This is a genomic window from Mucilaginibacter sp. SJ, from assembly GCF_028993635.1.
In the GTDB taxonomy this organism is placed as follows: domain Bacteria; phylum Bacteroidota; class Bacteroidia; order Sphingobacteriales; family Sphingobacteriaceae; genus Mucilaginibacter.
This window is the reverse complement of sequence record NZ_CP118631.1, coordinates 3030171-3046463: the sequence shown is the minus strand read 5'-3', so window position 1 is coordinate 3046463 and position 16293 is coordinate 3030171. Positions and strand designations below refer to the sequence as shown.

At 42.8% G+C, this 16293-nt stretch carries 13 protein-coding genes; 9 read left to right on the top strand and 4 right to left on the bottom strand.

Annotated features, from left to right (window positions below; genetic code table 11):
• Positions 1 to 22: 22 nt before the first annotated feature.
• On the top strand, positions 23 to 1609 hold the full coding sequence (locus MusilaSJ_RS12170) for a gliding motility protein RemB (protein ID WP_274990193.1): 1587 nt from the start codon (positions 23 to 25) through the stop codon (positions 1607 to 1609).
• 91 nt (positions 1610 to 1700) lie between these two features.
• On the opposite strand, the gene dxs is transcribed toward MusilaSJ_RS12170, so the two are convergent.
• Positions 1701 to 3632: a 1-deoxy-D-xylulose-5-phosphate synthase gene (gene dxs / locus MusilaSJ_RS12165; protein WP_274990449.1), complete on the bottom strand. Its 1932-nt coding sequence runs from the start codon at positions 3630 to 3632 to the stop codon at positions 1701 to 1703.
• A 239-nt stretch (positions 3633 to 3871) separates the two neighbouring features.
• On the opposite strand from dxs, the gene MusilaSJ_RS12160 reads away from it, so the two are divergent.
• The 4 genes from MusilaSJ_RS12160 (at position 3872) to MusilaSJ_RS12145 (ending at position 9473) form a co-directional block, all read left to right on the top strand.
• Positions 3872 to 4618, top strand: a complete 747-nt coding sequence (locus MusilaSJ_RS12160) for a segregation and condensation protein A (protein ID WP_274990192.1) — start codon at positions 3872 to 3874, stop codon at positions 4616 to 4618.
• 17 nt (positions 4619 to 4635) lie between these two features.
• Entirely contained in the window at positions 4636 to 4806 is a 171-nt protein-coding gene (locus MusilaSJ_RS12155; protein ID WP_274990191.1) for a hypothetical protein, read from the top strand.
• A gap of 249 nt (positions 4807 to 5055) precedes the next feature.
• Positions 5056 to 6342 (top strand): serine hydroxymethyltransferase, encoded by a 1287-nt coding sequence (locus MusilaSJ_RS12150; protein WP_274990190.1) that lies wholly within the window; start codon positions 5056 to 5058, stop codon positions 6340 to 6342.
• Positions 6343 to 6344: 2 nt separating this feature from the next.
• Positions 6345 to 9473 (top strand): PAS domain S-box protein, encoded by a 3129-nt coding sequence (locus MusilaSJ_RS12145; protein ID WP_274990189.1) that lies wholly within the window; start codon positions 6345 to 6347, stop codon positions 9471 to 9473.
• A 395-nt stretch (positions 9474 to 9868) separates the two neighbouring features.
• Here the strand turns inward: MusilaSJ_RS12145 and MusilaSJ_RS12140 are convergent, their stop codons facing one another.
• Positions 9869 to 10567 carry a ComF family protein gene (locus MusilaSJ_RS12140; RefSeq protein WP_274990188.1) on the bottom strand — a complete coding sequence of 233 codons (699 nt, stop codon included), beginning with the start codon at positions 10565 to 10567 and terminating at the stop codon, positions 9869 to 9871.
• A gap of 23 nt (positions 10568 to 10590) precedes the next feature.
• Positions 10591 to 11658, bottom strand: a complete 1068-nt coding sequence (gene rlmN / locus MusilaSJ_RS12135) for a dual-specificity RNA methyltransferase RlmN (RefSeq protein WP_274990187.1) — start codon at positions 11656 to 11658, stop codon at positions 10591 to 10593.
• A gap of 155 nt (positions 11659 to 11813) precedes the next feature.
• Between rlmN and MusilaSJ_RS12130 the strand changes: the two genes are divergently transcribed.
• Complete coding sequence (locus MusilaSJ_RS12130; RefSeq protein WP_274990186.1) at positions 11814 to 12983, top strand: amidohydrolase family protein; 1170 nt, start codon at positions 11814 to 11816, stop codon at positions 12981 to 12983.
• Positions 12984 to 13091: 108 nt separating this feature from the next.
• Here the strand turns inward: MusilaSJ_RS12130 and MusilaSJ_RS12125 are convergent, their stop codons facing one another.
• Positions 13092 to 13613, bottom strand: a complete 522-nt coding sequence (locus tag MusilaSJ_RS12125; RefSeq protein ID WP_274990185.1) for a YceI family protein — start codon at positions 13611 to 13613, stop codon at positions 13092 to 13094.
• Positions 13614 to 13847: 234 nt separating this feature from the next.
• Here MusilaSJ_RS12125 and MusilaSJ_RS12120 point away from each other — a divergent pair, with 234 nt between their 5' ends.
• The 3 genes from MusilaSJ_RS12120 to dut are packed head-to-tail and all read left to right on the top strand — an operon-like array spanning position 13848 to position 16073.
• Entirely contained in the window at positions 13848 to 14126 is a 279-nt protein-coding gene (locus tag MusilaSJ_RS12120; RefSeq protein WP_274990448.1) for an acylphosphatase, read from the top strand.
• Positions 14127 to 14139: 13 nt separating this feature from the next.
• Positions 14140 to 15645 (top strand): lipopolysaccharide biosynthesis protein, encoded by a 1506-nt coding sequence (locus tag MusilaSJ_RS12115; RefSeq protein WP_274990184.1) that lies wholly within the window; start codon positions 14140 to 14142, stop codon positions 15643 to 15645.
• A complete protein-coding gene (gene dut, locus MusilaSJ_RS12110; protein ID WP_274990183.1) occupies positions 15642 to 16073 on the top strand; it encodes a dUTP diphosphatase in 432 nt (143 codons plus the stop codon). Before MusilaSJ_RS12115 ends, dut begins: the two co-directional genes overlap by 4 nt.
• The last annotated feature ends 220 nt before the right edge of the window (positions 16074 to 16293 follow it).

Genomic DNA, 16293 nt, shown 5'->3' with positions numbered 1-16293 from the left:
ATAAAACCATATAAACCATTATATGAAGAGAATATTTACAAGCATTATCTTACTGCTTTTGATAAGCGGGTTTGCGAAGGCCCAGTCAATATATCAACCTTATAACTACCAGTTTTACCAGAAACTAAATGAGGATGTTTATTCCACCAAAACAAGGGTACATAGTTCATTAAAACCATTTATGGTTGATGACTCACTTTTGAAAGTTCACTATGATTCATTGATGAACTTAAACGATCTTAAAGGGCGTTTTTTTAATGAGCATCAGATTGATGTTAAAAATAGCAACTCCACGTTCTATGCCGATCTGTTGCCCGATTTTAATCTGAGCCGTGATTTCTCCGGCAAAAAGAACACCAATTTTGGTACGCTTGGGATCCAGTTGGGCGGCACCTTCGGAAAAAACTTTTCATATAATGTGGCTGGTTATGAAAACCGCGCGGTATTACCTAATTATTTACAGACCTACGTTAACCAGGTTGGCATAGCACCCGGGCAGGCATACGCCGGTATTTACGGCAATGAATACCGCTGGTCATATATCACGGCTAACGTTTCGTATACACCGATAAAGTTTTTGAACATCAGCGCGGGGCGCGATAAAACCTTTGTTGGCGATGGCTACCGGTCATTATTATTATCTGATTATGCATCGCCCTACCCATTTTTCAAGTTAACGGCAACGCTGGGCAATGTGCGTTATATGGCCATGTGGACTTATTTTAACGACCCGCTTTCGGTAAAAGTAGATAATGGGGACAGGAAAAAATTTGGTGTATTTCACTATTTAGACTGGAACGTATCTAACCGGCTATCACTCGGTTTCTTTGATGCGGTGGTATGGGCGGCAAAAGATGATTTGGGCCATAAACGCGGGTTTGATTTTACTTACATCAACCCGGTGATATTTTTAAGGCCGGTTGAAGCTTCAAATGGCTCACCCGATAACGCTTTGATAGGATTTACAGCTAAATATAAGTTAACTGACGGCATCACCGCTTATGGTCAGTTTTCGCTTGATGAGTTTGAGTCTTCAAGCTTCTTTTCAAGTAAAGGGAGCTCTCGTAATAAATACGGATTTCAATTGGGTGTAAGAGGGGCTAACCTGTTTAATGTTAAAGGCTTAAACTATTTGCTCGAGACAAATAATGTTAAACCATATACCTATTCAGAGCGTTCTTCGGTGATCAATTACACTGAAAATGGCGAGCCGATAGGACATCCCTGGGGTGCCAATTTCCGCGAAGTAGTTGGACTGCTTAACTATTCATATAAAAGGTTTGATTTTTCAGGAGAGCTCGACTATGGGCATTACGGGCTTGATATCGATGGCCTGAACTATGGTAAGGACCCCTTTCAGGGTTATCGTGACCCGGCAAGGTTATATGGCAACTACACCGGGCAGGGCTTAACCACCAATATGGTTTACCTGGAGGGAAAGGTGGCCTATTTAATTAACCCTAAGTATAACTTAAGGTTTGAACTTGGCGGCCTGGTACGCCGTGAAAAGAACAGTCAGTTTAATGATAAAACATCAATGTTAACCTTTGGTATCCGCAGTTCATTCCGTGCTATATATAATGATTTGGCGAGGTATAAAGCGAATTAATTGGGGCTCTGCATGATTAAAGAATTTTAACAAAACATAAAAAGCGACCATCGGTCGCTTTTTATGTTTTATACGTAATAACAATTTTGCATTACGATGCTATCGTATTCACATTCCTTTTCTCTGCCATATTGCGAACCTGTTCGGCTATGCCATGGGCGTCGAAACCGCATTCGGCCCATAGTTCGGGCTGGTCGCCATGTTCAATAAATTTGTCAGGGATACCCAGGCGTTTAACCTGGATATTGGTATAGCCGTTATCAATCATAAATTCAAGCACCGCGCTGCCCATACCGCCTTCAATGCAGCCATCCTCAACAGTAATTATTTTATTAAACTTTTTGAATACGTCGTGCAGCAAAGCCTCATCAAGCGGCTTTACAAAACGCAAATCGTAATGAGCCGGGTTGTAGCCTTCGGCATTAAGTTCGGTAGTAGCTTTAACTACTTCGTTGCCGATAGCGCCAACAGACAGGATCGCCACATCATCCCCATCAGAAACCTTACGGCCTTTGCCTACGGGGATGGCTTTGAACGGTCGCTGCCAGTCAACCATAACACCGTTGCCGCGTGGATACCTGATTACAAACGGCCCCATGTTCTCCTGCTGGGCAGTATACATCAGGTTGCGCAGCTCTTCCTCATTCATTGGCGCTGATACAACCATATTAGGGATACAGCGCATATATGCAATGTCATAAGCACCGTGGTGCGTGGCGCCGTCAGCTCCGGCAAATCCGGCGCGGTCAAGGCAAAACACTACATTGAGCTTTTGTATGGCCACATCATGGATCACCTGGTCATAAGCCCGCTGCATAAAGCTGGAATAAATGTTGCAGAACGGAACAAGTCCTTGTGTGGCTAAACCGGCAGAGAAAGTTACCGCATGCTGTTCGGCAATACCCACGTCAAACGCGCGGTTTGGCATGGCCTTCATCATCAGGTTTAATGAACAGCCCGATGGCATAGCCGGGGTAACACCCATGATCTTAGGGTTTTGCCCGGCAAGTTCAATTATACTATGACCAAACACATCCTGGTATTTAGGAGGTTGTGGCTTATCGTATTTAGTTTTTTTGATCTCGCCGGTAATTTTATCAAACAAGCCGGGAGCATGCCACTTGGTCTGGTCTTTTTCGGCCAGTGCGTAGCCTTTTCCTTTTACCGTGATGCAATGCAGCAATTTAGGGCCCGGGATATCCCTCAGGTCCTTCAATACTTTTACCAGGTGATTTACATCATGCCCGTCAATAGGGCCAAAATACCTGAACTTAAGCGCTTCAAAAAAGTTGCTGCGTTTAAGCAGGGTGCCTTTAATGCTTTTTTCAAGCTTCTGGGCTATCTTAAAGGCATCCGGACCAATTGATGATAGTTTGGCAAGCACATGTGCAATGTCATCCCTGAAACGGTTATACGGCTTTGAGGTGGTGATATCAGTCAGGTATTCTTTCAATGCGCCAACGTTGGGATCGATGGACATATTATTGTCATTCAGGATCACCAATAAGTTGGAGTTTTCGATGCCTGCATGGTTCAGTGCTTCAAAAGCCATACCCGCGGTCATGGCCCCGTCGCCAATTACGGCTACGTGCTGCCTGTCTGTTTCGCCTTTATAGTGGGAGGCAACAGCCATGCCCAGTGCGGCAGATATAGAGGTTGATGAATGGCCTACGCCAAAAGTATCGTATTCACTTTCCGACCGTTTGGGGAATCCGCTGATACCGCCGTGGATCCGGTTGGTATGAAACTCATCACGGCGGCCGGTAAGTATTTTATGCCCGTAAGCCTGGTGGCCAACGTCCCAAACTAACTGGTCGTAAGGTGTATTAAGCACATATTGAAGGGCTACGGTGAGTTCAACCACGCCCAGGCTGGCAGCAAAATGGCCGCCGTTAACTGATACTACGTCAATAATATACTGGCGTAGCTCCTTGCATGCCTGTTCAAGCTCATTTTCATTAAGTAGCTTTAAATCAGATGGATAATTTATTTTTTGTAATAAATTCCCGGCCGGTACCTGCATTGACATTCGTAAGGATATTTAACCTGCAAAATAAGGTAATTATTGTTAAATTCTGGGTATATAAAGATATTAAATTACTTAACAAACAGGATATGCCAAACAAAATGACACATTAAGGCATATTATGATGGCAGACGGAAACAGCGGATTATTGGTTTTCAAGATTGAAAACCTGTGTTTTGCAGCTTAATTCTTGCTGTGATGAATCCGGCCGAAATGTTTATTTTTGACCGGATTTTATGACCGACGATAGTTTTGCCATTAGGTTACCCCAGTTTGAAGGCCCGTTTGACCTGCTGCTGTTTTTCATTGAACGCGATGAGCTGGATATCCACGATATCCCGATAGCCAAAATTGCCGATGATTTTCTGAACTACCTGCACCAGATGTCAAGCCTCAATATGGAAATTGCCAGCGAATTTATTTTCGTGGCGGCAACGCTTATGCGTATTAAGGCCAAGATGCTGTTGCCGCGTTATGGCACCGAAGAAGCAGGCGATGACCCGGACACCAAAGAAAACCTGATAAGGAAACTCATCGAGTATAAAAAGTTCAAAGAGGTGTGTGAAGAGATCAGGCCGATGGAAGATGAGCGCTTTAAACAGGAAAAGCGCGGCAATATCAAACATGACCTCGAACAGGTTGAGAAAGTAGCCGTGCCCGGCGAAGAGTTATCCGAATTAACCCTTTACCGCCTTATGGTTGTTTATGAGCGGATGATCCGCAATTTCACCAGGCGCAGCGAGGAGGTGAAACACACGGTAGTACAGTATCCCTACACCATTGAAAAACAAAAGAAGGCAGTTGCCGATCTGCTCAAGATCAATAAAATGCTCGATTTTAAAGCTATCGCCAAAGAATCTGAAAACAAAGTTCATTTTGTATACAACTTTTTGGCGGTGCTTGAAATGTTGCAACAGGAGCTGATAGATATCCAGATTGGATTGGGTTATAATAACTTTTGGATTTCGCCTAAAGAGATATGAGATATTAGATTTGAGATATGAGACAGAATAAGCCAAGTGTTTTAAAAAACAGGAGGCCATCGGTTAGTTTATCGGAGGCTGATTTTTGGACTGATGTTCCCGGGGAAATCAAGCGGGCTATTCAAAAAGCTAAAGAACAACTTGATATGGGCGAAGGGATTGCTCATGATCTGGTGATGAAAGAATAAAATCCAGATTTCCTGGTGAATAAAGCGATAATTGGAGTTATATGCTTGTTTATTGGTTAAATTGATCTTCAATAGTATAAGTATATCTATTCATTTTGGATAATTTATTTGCTATAAACCCTTGAGTGGCAAATTATATTGTGCTTGTTCTTATCTAAGTAAAATCTAACATTACTCTTGTCTCAAATCTCATATCTCACATCTCAAATCTATATCAATTGCGTAACTTAGCGCCGTTAAAAACACACAATGAAAAGAGACAAACTGATATTTAAGCTATTGGATGAAGAGCAGCAACGCCAGGAAGAGGGCATTGAACTTATAGCATCTGAGAATTTTGTAAGCAGGCAGGTTATGGAAGCTGCAGGTTCTGTTGCAACCAACAAATATGCCGAAGGTTTACCGGGCAAGCGCTATTACGGCGGCTGCCAGGTGGTTGACGAAATTGAAACCATAGCTATTGAACGTGCCAAGCAATTGTTTAACGCCGAGTGGGTTAACGTACAACCACATTCTGGTGCGCAGGCAAACGCCGCGGTTATGCTTGCTGTATTGCAGCCGGGCGATAAAATATTAGGTTTTGACCTTTCACATGGTGGTCACTTAACACACGGTTCGCCTGTTAACTTTTCGGGTAAATTGTATGAACCTCATTTTTATGGTGTAAGTAAAGAAACTGGTTTGGTTGACTATGCTCAGTTAAAAGAAGTAGCCCTGCGCGAAAAACCGAAACTGATCATTGCAGGCGCGTCGGCTTACTCACGCGATTGGGATTATGAGTTTATCCGCAAGGTAGCTGATGAAGTTGGTGCGCTGGTATTGGCCGATATCTCGCACCCTGCAGGTTTAATCGCCCGCGGTTTACTGACAGATCCGCTGCCGCATTGCCATATTGTTACTACCACTACCCACAAAACTTTACGCGGTCCGCGTGGTGGTTTAATCATGATGGGTAAAGATTTTGAAAACCCATTTGGTATCAAAACCCCTAAAGGCGAAATCAGGATGATGTCGTCATTATTGGATATGGCCGTATTCCCGGGTACGCAGGGTGGTCCGTTGGAGCATATCATTGCCGCCAAAGCAGTTGCTTTTGGTGAGGCTTTGAGCGAAAACTATATGAAATACATTGTGCAGGTTAAGAAGAATGCCGACGCTATGGCCGAAGCATTTGTGAAACTGGGCTACCAGATCATATCCGGCGGTACCGATAACCACTTAATGCTGATCGATCTTCGTAATAAAAATATTACAGGCAAAGCTGCCGAAAATGCTTTGGTAACTGCCGATATCACTGTGAATAAAAACATGGTGCCATATGATGATAAATCGCCATTTGTAACTTCAGGTATCCGTGTAGGTACTGCGGCCATCACTACCCGCGGAATGAAGGAAAAACATATGGAGCATATTGTTGAATTGATAGATGCTGTAATTTCTGATCCTGAAAATGAACATTCTATCAAGAAAATTCGTAAAAGGGTTCACAAGTTAATGTACGACTTCCCGTTGTACAGAGATAAGGATTCGGAATAAAAATGACACCAAGGCAGGAAGATCCATCAAACATAGAAAATAAGCGTTTAGCTGCGCTTAGATCATACAATGTTTTGGATACCATGCCCGAAAAGGAGTACGACGCCATTACGCGTTTAGCCTCCTATATATGCCAGGTACCGGCAGCGCTGATATCGCTGCTTGATGCCGAAAGGCAATGGTTTAAATCAACATACGGCGTCGACGTGGGGGAAACACCCCGCGCCGACGCTTTTTGCAACCGCACTATCCAATCCGACGCGCTTCTTGAAATAACCGATTCTAAGGCGGATGAGGAATTCAAGGATAACCCCATAGCCAGTGAAATGGGCGTACGCTTTTATGCCGGCGCGCCATTGATTGATCCGGATGGCCACAGGCTCGGTTCATTATGCGTGATCGATACAAAGCCGCGTAAGCTCACAGCCGAACAGCGTGACGCGCTCCGCACGCTGGCTGATGAGGTCATGTCGCACCTGCTACTCCGGAAACAGAAGCTTGAATTGGAGAAAAATTTGAAAAGCCACCAGGAGTTTCACGATCTTTTTGACAGTTCGCCCGATATCCATTGTATCATGGACAGGGATTTTAATATTGAGCAAATCAACCGCTCTGCTAAACCGATTTTGGGTTATTTAGCTGCTGAGGTTAAAGGCAAGCCCATCTGGAGTTTTTTTCCTGAAGAAGAGCAGGCTACATTGCTGTCGGTACTGAAAAAAGGCTTGAGCAGGCAGCAACGCCATTTTGAAATAGAAGCGAATATCATAACACCATCGGGCGATGTTAAATGCATTAGCTGGTCGGTAACTTTTAAAAGTGATAAATGGTTTGCCAGCGGGCGCGATATCAGCTATCAAAAAAAGGTAGCCGATGAGGTAGCATTACTATCATTGGTTGCAAGTAAAGTTACCAGTGGTGTGGTGATCAGCAATGCGGCCGATGAGGTGATATGGACCAATGAAGCTTTTGAGCAGATAACAGGTTACAGCCGGGCCGATGTAGAAAACCGGCGTTTGCGCGATGTACTTAAAGGCGTACCGCTGGATGCCGAAGCTGTAAAACGGTTGGATGAAGCCATCCGCAACCAGGTATCCTACGAAGTGGACCTGCTGATTGATAAAAAAGATGGTGAACCGGTATGGATCTCTGTATTTAACTCGGTGATTCGCGACAGCGCCGGGCAAACAGATAAATTTATCAGGGTTATTATTGATATAACCCAGCGTAAAAAGATAGAACAGGAACTGGAGATCCTGTCCTTCGCGGCCCGTAAATCGCCCAGCGGCATCCTGATCCGCAGTAATACTGGCGAGGTGATCTGGATGAACGAGGCCCTGGAGAATATAACAGGTTATACGCTCGACGAAATGCGTGGTAAAATGTTTGGCACTATGCTGCTTGGCGAAGATACCGACATCAGCGTGTTTAAAGCGGCAGTAAAAGCCGTAGAAGAAAAGCGGGGTTACGAAGTTGAAATAAAAATTTATAAAAAAGATAAAACACCAATTTGGGTATTTTTATCAAATACCCCGTTGTTTAACGAAACAGGTAGTGTTGAACGGCAGATTGCCGTAATGGTTGATATTACGGAGCGAAAGAAAACTGAAGAGCAGGTAACCATGCTTTCATTAGTGGCCAGTAGTACAGCCAGCGGAGTTGTAATTAACAACAGCGATGGTAAGGTTGAATGGGTAAATAAAGCTTTTGAGCAAATAACCGGTTATACTTTGCTTGATGTAAAAGACAATCATCTTGGTGATGTGCTAAAAGGGGAACTTACAGACGTATCTATTATTCAAAAGGCACGGGAGTTATCCCGCAATAAACAATCATTTGAGGTTGACCTGCTGGTTTACCGGAAAGACAGGCAGCCGTTGTGGATCTCGGTAATTAATTCGGTGATCATTAACAGTAAAGGCGAGGTTGATAAGTATATAGAGGTTATCATTGATATAACTGCTAAAAAGAAGGCCGAAATTGAACTGATCAATGCCAGGGAGGAAGCTGTGCAGTTGAGCCGCGCTAAAGATATGTTCATATCGGTAATGAGCCACGAGATCCGCACACCGCTGAATGCCGTAATTGGTATGTCGCATTTGTTACTGGAGGATGATCCGCTTGATGGGCAAAAGGAAAACCTTAATATTCTGAAATTCTCGGCCGAAAACCTGATGACACTTATCAACGATGTGCTTGATTTTGCCAAGATCGAAACCGGGAATGTTGAGCTGGAGAAGGAGCGGGTTGATTTAACCGAGCTTGTTCAAAGCATAACAAGCTCCATGCAGTATAAAGCCGCCGAAAAAAATATATATATTAGCAAAAGCATTGATGAGGCTATACCCAAAGTAATTTTGGGCGACCGCACCCGGCTAATCCAGATATTACTAAACCTTGTTGGTAATGCCATTAAATTTACCGAAAAAGGTGGAGTTACCATCGATCTGAGAGTGATACAGGAGTCAGAGCGAGATGTGCGCATCAGGTTTGCAGTAATTGATACCGGCATAGGCATTGCCGCAAATAAACTGGGTACTATATTTGAGCAGTTTAAGCAGGCCGAACTGGATACTACACGTAAGTTTGGAGGTACGGGCCTTGGCCTCGCTATCAGCAAGCGGTTAATTGAACTGCATGACTCGCGCATAAATGTTGATAGCGTACCGGGACAGGGATCAACATTTTGGTTTACCATAGGCTTTAAAAAAGGAGATTACCAGTTAAACAGAAATAGTAATAACGTGGAAGAAGGACTTAAGATAAATGTTTTAGTAGTTGATGACAACCAGATTAACCGCCTGCTCATTAATAAGATATTAAAGAAATGGGGTGCCAGTGCTGATTTTGCCGAAAACGGCATTGAAGCTATTGAAAAGGTTGAAACCAACCGCAACTACAACGTAGTGCTGATGGATATCCACATGCCCGAAATGGGCGGTTTGGAAGCTACAGGCATTATCCGCGCTAAAACAGAAACTTATTTCCAGCAGTTGCCGATCATTGCCCTTACAGCCTCTATGCTCAGCAACCAAATGGGCGAGATTAACGATGCCGGAATGAATGACTACATTCTTAAACCCTTTGATCCGAGGGTGCTTTACGATAAATTAAGCAGGTACCAGCAGCAGTAGAGTTTAGTGATTAGAGACTGGAAATTAGAGGTTAGTCGGAAAAATCCATGTCATTGTGAATAATTATCAGGGAACCTGAAAAAAAAATGTGATAACGTTAAATATATTTTAGCGATGTTGTGCGTGGGCCGCGTTAGGGATTGCAGTGAAAAGCGCGGAGCGCGCAGAGGGGTTGAGGGCAGGAAAGGCGAGGACTTGCAACGGAAAGCCCGGGCCGCAGGCAACGCCCATATTATAAAATTAATAAAAAAGCACACCCAACAGCCAATAACTTACGATCACGTCATTATAAACGACAACGAGGCGATCGAACGGGAGCATGACCACCCTGTATAGCATGCGATTGCAACGTCGCGCCCAGGCTCATTTCTCGCAATGGCGGATTGTAAACTACTCTACACCGCATAAGCTATAGCCGCTATACTCAACTTCAACCCCGGCACTTTTAATAACTCAGCCCCGCAGGCTTCAAGCGTTGAGCCCGTGGTTACTATATCATCAACTAATAAAACGTGTTTACCTTCAAGCGCAGCCGGATCTTTAACCGCGAATACATGCTGCATATTCTCAAACCGGGCAAAGCGCGACCGTTGGGTTTGTGTTTTGGTGGCCACCATACGTACAAGGCTGTGCTCATCAACAACCGCGTTTAATTTTTCGGCAAGGCCATAGGCAAAGCAGGCGCTTTGATTATAACCGCGTTCGTGCAGGCGGCGTTTATGTAAGGGTACTGGAATTATTACATCTGCTGTATTAAAAATATCATTTGCGGCCAGCTGTGCCCCTGCTATGGCTCCAAGCAGATTACCGATCTGGTGCATGCCTTTGTATTTAAAATGGTGCATCAGGTTTTGGATCTTTCCTCCTTTGTGGAAATAATAAAGCGCGTAGGCGGCTTCAACATTAATTTTACCCCAAAATTGCTGGGCTACAATATTAGCAGGCTGCTGATGAAAATTGGTGAACGGTAAATTAAAGCGGCAATCGCTGCAAATGATATGCTCACCTGCTACCAAACTGGCCTGGCAGGCCGGGCAAAGCTCCGGGAACAGCAGGGCGGCAAAATCTGAAAGGTAGGCACGCAGTAATTTCATGCCCTCAATTTAATACGGATTTTTTAAACTTCGGCCAGCTTATCTTTTTCTTTGATGGCAAGCTGACCGCAGGCAGCGTCAATATCCTTGCCGCGGCTGCGGCGGAGGTGCGTGTTAATACCTTGTTTGGTGAGGTAATCGGCAAATGCTTCAACTTTATCCTCGCCGGCGTTGATGTAGCTGGCAAAAGCAATAGGATTGTATTCAATGATGTTGACCTTGCAGGGCAGGTGTTTGCAAAATTTAGCCAGCTCCATAGCGTCCTGGATACCATCGTTCACACCATCAAAAATAATGTACTCGTAGGTCACCGGGTTTTTGGTTTTAGCATAGTAGTATTTCAATGCCTCGGCCAATGCTTTTAACGAGTTTTGTTCGTTGATAGGCATAATGGTATTACGCTTTTCATCGTTTGCCGCGTGCAGGGAAAGGGCAAGGTTAAATTTTACGTGGTCGTCGCCCAGTTTTTTGATCATTTTGGCGATGCCGGCTGTTGATACAGTAATGCGTTTGGCAGCCATATTAAGCCCATCCTCGGAGGTGATGCGCTCTATCGACTTCATCATGTTGGCATAGTTAAGCAATGGCTCGCCCATGCCCATGTAAACAATGTTTGATAAAGGCTGATTGTAGTTTTCGCGGGCTTGCTGATCAATTAAAACTACCTGGTCGTAAATTTCATCGGGGTTGAGGTTCCTTTTACGCTCCATATAACCGGTGGCGCAAAATTTACAGGTAAGGCTGCAACCCACCTGCGATGATACACAGGCCGTCATGCGGCCGGGAGTTGGAATTAAAACGCCCTCAATTAAGTGGTTATCATGTAAAATAAAAGAATTTTTTATAGTTTTATCAGCACTAATCTGTGAAGAATTAATTTTTACATTATTAATTACAAAATTTGCATCCAGTTTAGCACGGAGTTCTTTTGAAATATTGCTCATCTCGTTGAAAGAAAAGCAAGATTTTTTCCAAAGCCATTCATACACCTGTTTTGCCCTGAAGCCTTTTTCATCCATACGGATGAAATGCTCCTGTAAAGCATTCAGGCTCAGGCTACGGATGTCAATTTTATCTTTTGTATTGTTCACAGTGCAAAAGTACTTAAATTTAAAAAAATCTATCTTTTTTTAAAGTCATTCTTTTTGGCTAATAAAAAACAATAACTAAAAGTTAATTGTACTTATTTTGCAGGACAGATTGTTTTGAAAAACGTTATGTGTTACGATACCAAGTTTAAATTTTAATGAAAAGTTTTAGAGCCGATTACGTTTTTCCTGTTTATGCCGATCCGATTAAAAATGGAATAGTTACTGTTGATGATCAGGGGAAGATCATAGCTGTTACCGATAATACCAAGTCCCCTGGCGGGCAAATACAGCAGGTAAGCGGTGTTATTTGCCCGGGATTTATCAATACGCATTGCCATACCGAACTTTCTCATTTAAAAGATAAAGTAAAGCCCAAAGGCGGCCTGGTAAATTTTATAAAAGACGTTCAATCCTTACGCAATACCGATCAGCAGGAGATTCTTGATGCCATAGCTAAGGCCGATCAGGAAATGTATGATAACGGTATTGTAGCCGTTGGTGATATCTCCAACACTAATAATAGTGTTGCGATGAAAAAACAAAGCAAGTTATACTATCATACCTTTGTTGAAACTTTTGGTTTTTTGCCCGAAAAGGCTGCTGAAGTTTTTGAAAAAGCGCTGGTCCTGCTTAGTGAATTTAAGCCCGGCTCGTGTTCTATAACCCCGCATGCACCGTATTCGGTATCAAAGGAGCTATTTAAGCTGATTAAAAAGCACAGCGATGCCAACGATGAAAACCTGCTCAGTATCCATAACCAGGAGTGTGAGGATGAGAACAAATTTTACAGGTATAAACTTGGTGCTTTTTTAGAGTTGTACGAGCATTTTGGTATGGATATATCCTATTTCAAACCGCAGGCCCGTAACTCGGTACAATCTATTATCCCGCTGCTCTCTAACAAGCAAAAGGTTTTGCTGGTACATAATACCTGTACCAACCTGAAGGATATTTACTTCATCAAACGGTTTGACAGAAAGATAAATTGGTGTTTTTGCCCTAATGCAAACCTTTATATTGAAGGGCGTTTACCTAAAATTGATCTTTTTGTTGACCAGGGTTTTAATATTACCATTGGTACCGATAGCCTTGCATCAAACAGCAAATTATGCTTACTGAGCGAGATGCGTGCTATTCAGCAAAAGTTCCCTTCTATAAACTTACCGCGCCTGGTTGAATGGGGAACCCGTAATGGAGCCGAATACCTGGGTATCGACGATGAAAAAGGCACGCTTGAAGCAGGCAAAACCCCGGGCCTGAACCTGATCAGCGGCCTTGATGGGTTTAAGATCACCCCCGAAACCAAAGTGAAGAAACTGATATAATTGGTACTGATTTTTACGAATCAAATCGAATTACACGAATAGCGTCAAGGAGATATTCGTGTAATTCGATTAAATTGTAAGCAATCTATGCAAGGATTCGTGCAGATATCATACTTTGCTCACCGGCACAACCAAATGTATGGTAACTTCGGGTGGTGTGCCGCTTCTGTCAATACCATATTTGGGTGGCTGTACTTTAAAATCACCTTTAAACACGCCCTCACTGCCTTTTTCATCAAACGTAAAATGGATCGATTCGGGATTGGTTTTGCCTTTCATGGTTAGCTTGCCGCTGGCTACGTAACCGTTACCACTTTTTGATACCGAGGTTGATTCGAATCTGATGGTTGGATAATCATCGGCGCCCAGGGCCGATTTTACGTGGCTGGTTTTAATAAAGAAACCGGTTGCCGCGGTTGTAACATCAATAGTTGCCGAAATTTTAGCTTGTTCGGGATGGTCTTTATCAAATGTTATATCGGCTTTTAAACCGCTGAATGAACCGCTTACCCTGTGGCCTTCAAAAGTTACCTGCGCTTCATCGCCTTTCACTTTCCAGTTGCCAAAAATAGCGAATGCCGAAAAGGTTGTAAAAGCAATGATCAGGGCAGAAAAAATAATTTTTTTCATAAAATAGATTTTTAGAGTTATATCAATCAAAATAAAATGTAATGCGTTTTGTAGTAATTACGCTTGTTAAGTAAAACAGGTTGCTTAGCCGGAAAAAAGTTAACTTTGCGGTGTTTTATAGAACCTGTTGATTGTTTCATACAATCCGGTTAAACAATATCAATAATCAGGCTATCAGCTTTAGGCTTTGTGCATTTCGCTTTCAGCTTTATTTAATACCCGATACAACTGATGATAAAACATCTTAATATTACAGTTAAAGGCAAGGTGCAGGGCGTTTTTTTTCGTAAATCAACCAAAGCGGTTGCCGACCAGCTCGGTGTACGCGGTTTTGTATTGAATGAGCCTAACGGCGATGTGTACATTGAAGCCGAAGCTGATGACACATTTCTTGACATGTTCATTGACTGGTGTAACGAAGGCCCTGAAGATGCAGAGGTATCTTCCATTGAAAGCCATGAAGGCGAATTGAAAAACTATCGTAATTTTGAGGTTGTTAAAAGACGCTCATAAATAAATATCATCATTGTCTACCGCTAAAAAATTTGCAGGCCAAACTGCCGTGTACGGATTAAGTACTATTGCCGGCAGGGTATTAAGTTTCTTTCTTACGCCGGTTTATACAAGGGCTTATTCGGTTAAGGTGTACGGAATTTTTGGCAACCTTTACAGCTATGCCTCCATGCTCAACGCTTTGCTTGCGTTTGGTATGGAAACCACCTTTTTCAGGTATCTTAATAAAAGGCCCGATGATAAGCAACTGGTTTACAATAATACATTCGGCGCTATACTTGCCATAGCGATTTTATTTTTATTACTCACGTTTCCTTTTGCCAACTTTATTACCGGGTGGATCCGTATTGATCCCAGTACCCCCTTTGCCGAGTATGTTTTATACATCAAGTATTTCATTGGCATATTAATTATAGATGCGCTTTGTGTAATACCCTTCGCTAAGATCCGCGCCGACGGACGGCCCGGCAGGTACGGACTGATCAAGTTTTTAAATATTGTAATATTTGTAAGCCTTAACCTTATTTTTATTTACGGGCTGCCTTTTTTTATCAAACATAATTTACCCGGCACTGCCTGGATCGGCACATGGTACTATAAGGGCTGGTTAGGTTATGTTTTTATGTCGAACCTGATAGCCAGTTTGGCCACTATGCTCATGTTACTGCCCGAGTTTCTGAAACTAAGGCCAAGATTTAATAAAGCTTTGTTTCTGGAGATGCTGGTTTACAGCTGGCCGGTTCTTGTTGCTAATTTTTCATACCTCATTAATGAAAACCTCGATAAGATCTTATTGGGTAAATTGCTGCCGGTGGGTGAGAGTGCCACGCAGGTGGGTATTTATACAGCATGTGCTAAAATTTCTATATTCCTGAGCATCTTTGTTAACGCTTTCAGGCTTGGTGCCGAGCCGTTTTTCTTTAGCCATGCTAAAAATAAAAACGCGACACAAACCTATGCCACTATCATGAATTATTTTGTAATAGCGGTATGTTTGATATTTGTAGCCTTGGTGGCCAATATTGAGATCCTGAAATATTTTATTAAAGGTAAAGACCCTGCACAGGTTGCCTTGTTCTGGTCGGGCATTGGAGTTATACCTGTACTTTTGTTTGGTTATGTGAGTTTGGGGATCTACATGAATTTATCAGTATGGTATAAACTGACCGATCAAACTAAATATGGCTTGTATATCTCCGGCATTGGTGCAATAGTTACCATCGTGCTTAACTTAATATTTATCCCTTATTATGGTTATATCGCATCGGCCTGGATTTCACTCACAGCTTATGCAACAATGATGATACTCTCGTACCTGTGGGGGCAAAAAAATTACCCCATTCCGTACAACTTAAAAAAGAACCTGGCGTATATAATTGTCTCAATAGTGTTTGTTTTTGTGTCGTTTACGGTATTTAAGCGCAATATTTTTGTTGGTAACGGGCTTTTACTGTTATTTGCAGCGTGTGCATTTTATTTTGAACGTAACCAATTAAAAGCTATATTAAACAAGCGATGAATATCAGGATAATTAACAAATCAAAAAATAGTTTACCGGCCTATGAAACCGCTCATGCGGCAGGCATGGACCTGCGTGCCGATGTAGAAACTACGGTAGTGCTTAAACCAATGGAACGTAAACTCATTCCAACAGGTTTATATATTGAATTACCCGAAGGCTTTGAAGCGCAGATCCGCCCGAGAAGCGGCCTGGCATTTAAACATGGTATTGGCATTGTTAACTCGCCGGGTACCATTGATGCTGATTATCGCGGAGAGATCAAAGTATTGCTCATCAATTTCTCGACAGAGGATTTTGAAATCAATACCGGCGACAGGATAGCCCAGATGGTAGTTGCCAAACACGAACGTGTTAATTGGGAGCAGGTAGAAGTACTGAACGAAACCCAAAGGGGCGAAGGCGGCTACGGGCACACAGGGAAGTAATTAGAGTCAGGACTTTTAGAGTCAGGAGACAAGAGTAATAGAGATAAGACGACAAGAGTCAAGACACAAGAAAGTACAGAATCAAGACTATTAGAGTCAAGAGACAAGAAAGAAATAAAAACAAGACTATTAGAGTCTGAATAGAAATAAGACCACAAGAGTCAAGAAGCAAGAAGGTGAAAATCTGCAGCGAAACAAAATATTTAAAAAGAAATAAGGA

What these genes read in the sequence shown, in the direction of transcription:
- MusilaSJ_RS12140 (WP_274990188.1), bottom strand. Translation starts at nt 10,567, where the DNA reads ATGAAATTACTGCGTGCCTACCTTTCAGATTTTGCCGCCCTGCTGTTC.
- MusilaSJ_RS12150 (WP_274990190.1), top strand. Translation starts at nt 5,056, where the DNA reads ATGAAAAGAGACAAACTGATATTTAAGCTATTGGATGAAGAGCAGCAA.
- MusilaSJ_RS12130 (WP_274990186.1), top strand. Translation starts at nt 11,814, where the DNA reads ATGAAAAGTTTTAGAGCCGATTACGTTTTTCCTGTTTATGCCGATCCG.
- MusilaSJ_RS12125 (WP_274990185.1), bottom strand. Translation starts at nt 13,613, where the DNA reads ATGAAAAAAATTATTTTTTCTGCCCTGATCATTGCTTTTACAACCTTT.
- dut (WP_274990183.1), top strand. Translation starts at nt 15,642, where the DNA reads ATGAATATCAGGATAATTAACAAATCAAAAAATAGTTTACCGGCCTAT.
- MusilaSJ_RS12145 (WP_274990189.1), top strand. Translation starts at nt 6,345, where the DNA reads ATGACACCAAGGCAGGAAGATCCATCAAACATAGAAAATAAGCGTTTA.
- dxs (WP_274990449.1), bottom strand. Translation starts at nt 3,632, where the DNA reads ATGCAGGTACCGGCCGGGAATTTATTACAAAAAATAAATTATCCATCT.
- MusilaSJ_RS12160 (WP_274990192.1), top strand. Translation starts at nt 3,872, where the DNA reads ATGACCGACGATAGTTTTGCCATTAGGTTACCCCAGTTTGAAGGCCCG.
- MusilaSJ_RS12170 (WP_274990193.1), top strand. Translation starts at nt 23, where the DNA reads ATGAAGAGAATATTTACAAGCATTATCTTACTGCTTTTGATAAGCGGG.
- MusilaSJ_RS12155 (WP_274990191.1), top strand. Translation starts at nt 4,636, where the DNA reads ATGAGACAGAATAAGCCAAGTGTTTTAAAAAACAGGAGGCCATCGGTT.